At 74.9% G+C, this 4,233-nt stretch carries 3 protein-coding genes; 1 reads left to right on the plus strand and 2 read right to left on the minus strand.

What is annotated here, in order from left to right; translation table 11 throughout:
• On the minus strand, positions 1–1,504 hold a 1,504-nt coding region (locus tag EHS43_RS38790; RefSeq protein WP_125195276.1), incomplete at its 3' end, for a DUF5691 domain-containing protein.
• 41 nt (positions 1,505–1,545) lie between these two features.
• Positions 1,546–2,901 (minus strand): SWIM zinc finger family protein, encoded by a 1,356-nt coding sequence (locus EHS43_RS38795; protein WP_125195277.1) that lies wholly within the window; start codon positions 2,899–2,901, stop codon positions 1,546–1,548.
• A gap of 157 nt (positions 2,902–3,058) precedes the next feature.
• Between EHS43_RS38795 and EHS43_RS38800 the strand changes: the two genes are divergently transcribed.
• Entirely contained in the window at positions 3,059–4,189 is a 1,131-nt protein-coding gene (locus EHS43_RS38800) for an AAA family ATPase (protein ID WP_125195278.1), read from the plus strand.
• Positions 4,190–4,233: the final 44 nt, after the last annotated feature.

The following is a 4,233-nucleotide window of genomic DNA, read 5'->3' on the forward strand; positions in this document are numbered from 1 at the left end:
CGTCCTCCCCCTCGTCCGGCACCGCCATCAGCCCCTCCAGACGCCCCGCCTCGGCCGGGTCGAGACACCGCTCCGCAAGACCCATCACCCCGCTGAAACTCCACGGATAGCTCCCCGCGTCCCGAGCGATGTTGAGCGCGTCGACCACCGCCCGCCCGAGCGACGCGGACCACGGCACCCGGCACACCCCCAGCAGCTGGAACGCCTCCGACAAGCCGTGCGTCGAGATGAACCCGGCGACCCACTCGGCCCGCTCGGCGGAGTCCAGGGTGCCCAGCAGCTTGGCCCGCTCCGCCAGCGACACCGACCCGGGCCCCCCGGCCTCCGGTGCCGCGGGCGTCCCGAGCAGCGCCCGAGCCCAGCCGGCGTCCCGCTGCCGTACGGCAGCCCGGCACCACGCCGCGTGCAGCTCACCGCGCCAGTCGTCCGCCACCGGCAGCGCCACGATCCCCGCCGGCGTCCGCCCGCCGAGCCGCCCCGGCCACCCGCCCAGCGGCGCGGCCTCCACCAACTGCCCGAACCACCACGACCGCTCCCCGCGCCCCGACGGCGCCTTCGCCACGACGCCGTCGCGCTCCATGCCCGAGTCGCACTCGTGCGGCGCCTCGACGACGATCGTCGGTATGTCCCGGGTGTGGTCGACGGCGACACACGCCCCAGCCCTGACCGCCATCCGCGCGGCCAGCGCCGACCCCGGCAGTGCGGACAGCAACTCGGCGGCCGTGGCCCGCACATTCCGGCTCCGGTCGGCCAACGCCTGTTCCAGGAACGGCTCGTCCTCCGGGCCCAGCCCCGTCCGCAGTGAGTCGAGGAACATCAGCCGGTCCTCGGCCCGCTCGGTCGCCCAGGTCGTCATGAGCAACTCGCGCGCGGCGGCGGGCTCCCGGGCACGAATCGCAGCCAGCAGTGCCACCCGCTCCGCGAACAATCCCTCATCCCACAGCAGTTGAACGCCCGCGCTGTCCTCCGGCGACGGCAGCGCCGCTCCGCCGCCGGGAGTCGCCCGCAGGGCGAACCGCCAGTCCGGGTTCAGCCGGGCGAGCCAGGTGGCACGCGAACCCGCGAACGCCAGCGCCGCCGGCCGCAGATCCGTCCGCCCCCGGGCCGCGTCCAGCAGGGCGGGCAGCAGCTGCGGGGGTGCCGCGTAACCGCGGTCGTTCGCCGCCGCGAGCCACTGCGGGAGCAGCTCCATCAGATCCGGTGCCGTCCCCCGGCGGCCGCCGCCGCCCGTGCCCGGCCGGTCGGCGAGCAGCATCGCGAGCCGGCGGGCCGCCGCCGCGGGCAGCGGGGGACGCGGATCAGCGGGCGCCGGCTGCGGCCGCTGGGCCGCGCGCGCGGGCCTGAGCCCGGCCCGTCGCCGTACGGTCTCCACGGCCGCCGCGTCCAGCAACGCCACCGGCGCGTCGGGACCGGACGCGACCCCGGGCGGTGTGCGGCGCGCGGTGCCGAGCAGGGCCGAGGTGACGAGCTCCTCCCAGGCGTCCGGCGCGGAAGTCCTGTCCATGCGGTTCCTTTCCGTCCGGTCGAGTGCTCGGTCGGTTCCCCTCAGCACAGTTGCACCGCCTCGCCCGGCCCCTCGGGCCATGCGGTCAGCGGGGTGAAGCCGCGGTGGCCGCACTCACCGAAGACCTTCACCGGAGCCCCGCCCGAGAGCGAGACCAGGCGCCACAGGCCCGGACGGGAGCGGGCGGAGGCGGTGAGCGGCAGGGCGAAGTCGCCCTCTGCGTCAGCGAGTTGCCAGGAGTCCCCGTCCGGGGCCGGTATCACCCGGTCCAGGGTCACGGGGACGGAGTCGAGCCACGGGTCGTCCCGCAGTGCCTCGCCGTAGAGCGCTGCCGCCTGGTCGGCCGTCACTCCCGGTGGACGGGCCGCCGAGGGCGCGGGCGGCGCGAACCGCTCGCCGAGCGCCGCCCGCAGCTGACCGGAACCGGGATAGGAGGACACCTCCGCCTCCAGCTCCAGCCCCACCGGCAGGGCCAGTTCGGGAGCCCGGCCGACGGCGCCGTAAGAGAGGAGCAGGGCCGTGCGGCCGGAGTCCGTGCCGTGCAGCCAGATCCGGCGCGTCGTCAGCCGGGCGTCCGCCGTGTCGTACTGGGCGAGGACCAGCCAGCGGTCCCGTATCGCCGGGCCGTCCGCCGAGGCGGGCAGGCCGACCCGGGAGCGGACCGTCGACGCGAGGCCGTCCGGCAGCCGCTCACGGCGCAGCCAGCCCTGGTCGAGGAGGTGGAGGAGAGCGCACTCCTCCAGCAGCCGCACCGGCCAGCCCGGACCGGACGACGGGATCGACCCCAACTCCCGCACCCGGCCGGCGAGTCCCGGCGCCTGGGCATCGACCATGCGGGCGGCCGTCTCCTCCCACAGGGCGTACCCCGCCTGCTCCGCCCCCGCCAGACCGCCGCGCAGCAGATCCGCCAGCCGCTGCTCCAGCTCCGTCGCCCCCGCCGTGATCCGCACGGCCCGGCGCTCCGCCCTGCGCCGCGCCGCCTCCGGATCACCCGTGGGGGGTGCCGAACCGGCCGCGCCCGCCGTCCGCTTCTCCTGCGCCCGCTGCCTTCTCCCCTCTATCCACTGCTCCGCCCAGTCCGGCGCCGGCCCCGGCGGCACCGCGCCCTCCCCGCCAGCCCAGAGCAGCAGTAGCCCGAGCGCGTGCTTGCACGGGAACTTGCGGCTCGGGCAACTGCACTTGTACGCCGGGCCCGCGGCGTCCGCGATGTCGATGACCGTTTGATACGGCTTGCTGCCACTGCCCTTGCACAGCCCCCACACCGTCCCCTCGTCGGAACTGCCCGCCTCGGACCACGGCCCGGCCGCGCCGAGTTTGCTTCCCGCTTTGCGTGAGGCGGCGTCAGGAGCCAGTGCCAGCACCTGATCCGCCGTCCAGCGCACCCCCTGCTGAGTCATGTCATCGAAGGTAGATCCCCCCACTGACAATCGGCCCCGGGCCGACCGCCGCTCGGGCCCTCGCGAGCACGTTTCCGCAGGTCGGATCGCATTGTCAGTGGCGTGGTGCACGGTTGGTGACAGATCCGAACCGGCCGAGCTGGAGGGGGCCTCAGCCATGACTGTGTCCGTTGAACCGACGACCGTGGAACCGAAGCAGGTCGAGCAGGGGGAGGCGTTGCGGCCGCATGCCGAGGACGCCTTCGCCGGCGAACTCGCGGCGCTGGCCGCGCAGGACGACCGCCCGCGCCCGGCCCGCTGGAAGCTGTCGCCGTGGGCGGTGGCGACCTACCTCCTCGGCGGCACCCTGCCGGACGGCACGGTGATCACTCCGAAGTACGTGGGCCCCCGGCGCCTCGTCGAGGTCGCCGTCACCACCCTGGCCACCGACCGCGCCCTCCTGCTGCTGGGCGTGCCCGGAACCGCCAAGACCTGGGTCTCCGAGCACCTCGCCGCGGCGGTCAGCGGGGACTCGACGCTGCTCGTGCAGGGCACGGCGGGCACCCCGGAGGAAGCGATCCGGTACGGCTGGAACTACGCGCAGCTGCTCGCCCACGGCCCGAGCCGCGACGCCCTCGTGCCGAGTCCGGTGATGCGGGCCATGGCGGAGGGGATGACGGCGCGGGTGGAGGAACTGACCCGTATCCCGGCCGACGTGCAGGACACCCTCATCACGATCCTGTCCGAGAAGACGCTGCCGATACCGGAGCTGGGCTCGGAGGTGCAGGCGGTCCGCGGCTTCAACCTCATCGCCACGGCCAACGACCGCGACCGCGGGGTCAACGACCTCTCCAGCGCCCTGCGCCGCCGTTTCAACACGGTCGTGCTGCCGCTGCCGGAGAGCGTCGAGGCCGAGGTCGACATCGTCTCGCGGCGCGTCGACCAGATCGGCCGCTCCCTCGACCTGCCGGAAGCGCCCGACGGCATCGCCGAGATCCGCCGTGTCGTGACGGTCTTCCGCGAGCTGCGCGACGGGGTGACGTCCGACGGCCGGACCAAGCTCAAGTCACCCAGCGGCACGCTGTCGACGGCCGAGGCGATCTCCGTCGTCACCAACGGGCTGGCCCTCGCCGCCCACTTCGGCGACGGCGTCCTGCGGGCCGGGGACGTCGCGGCGGGCATCCTCGGTGCGGTCGTCCGCGATCCGGCCGCCGACCGGGTCATCTGGCAGGAGTACCTGGAGGCGGTCGTCCGCGAGCGGGACGGCTGGAAGGACTTCTACCGGGCTTGCCGGGAGGTGAGTGCGTGAGTGACGGCCGGGGGTTCGTGCGGGCGGACTGACGGGGGCGGAGG

This window comes from Streptomyces sp. RP5T (genome assembly GCF_003933965.1).
GTDB lineage: Bacteria > Actinomycetota > Actinomycetes > Streptomycetales > Streptomycetaceae > Streptomyces.

Coding starts and splice junctions, on each gene's coding strand:
- EHS43_RS38800 (WP_125195278.1), top strand. CDS start 3,059: ATGACTGTGTCCGTTGAACCGACGACCGTGGAACCGAAGCAGGTCGAG.
- EHS43_RS38795 (WP_125195277.1), bottom strand. CDS start 2,901: ATGACTCAGCAGGGGGTGCGCTGGACGGCGGATCAGGTGCTGGCACTG.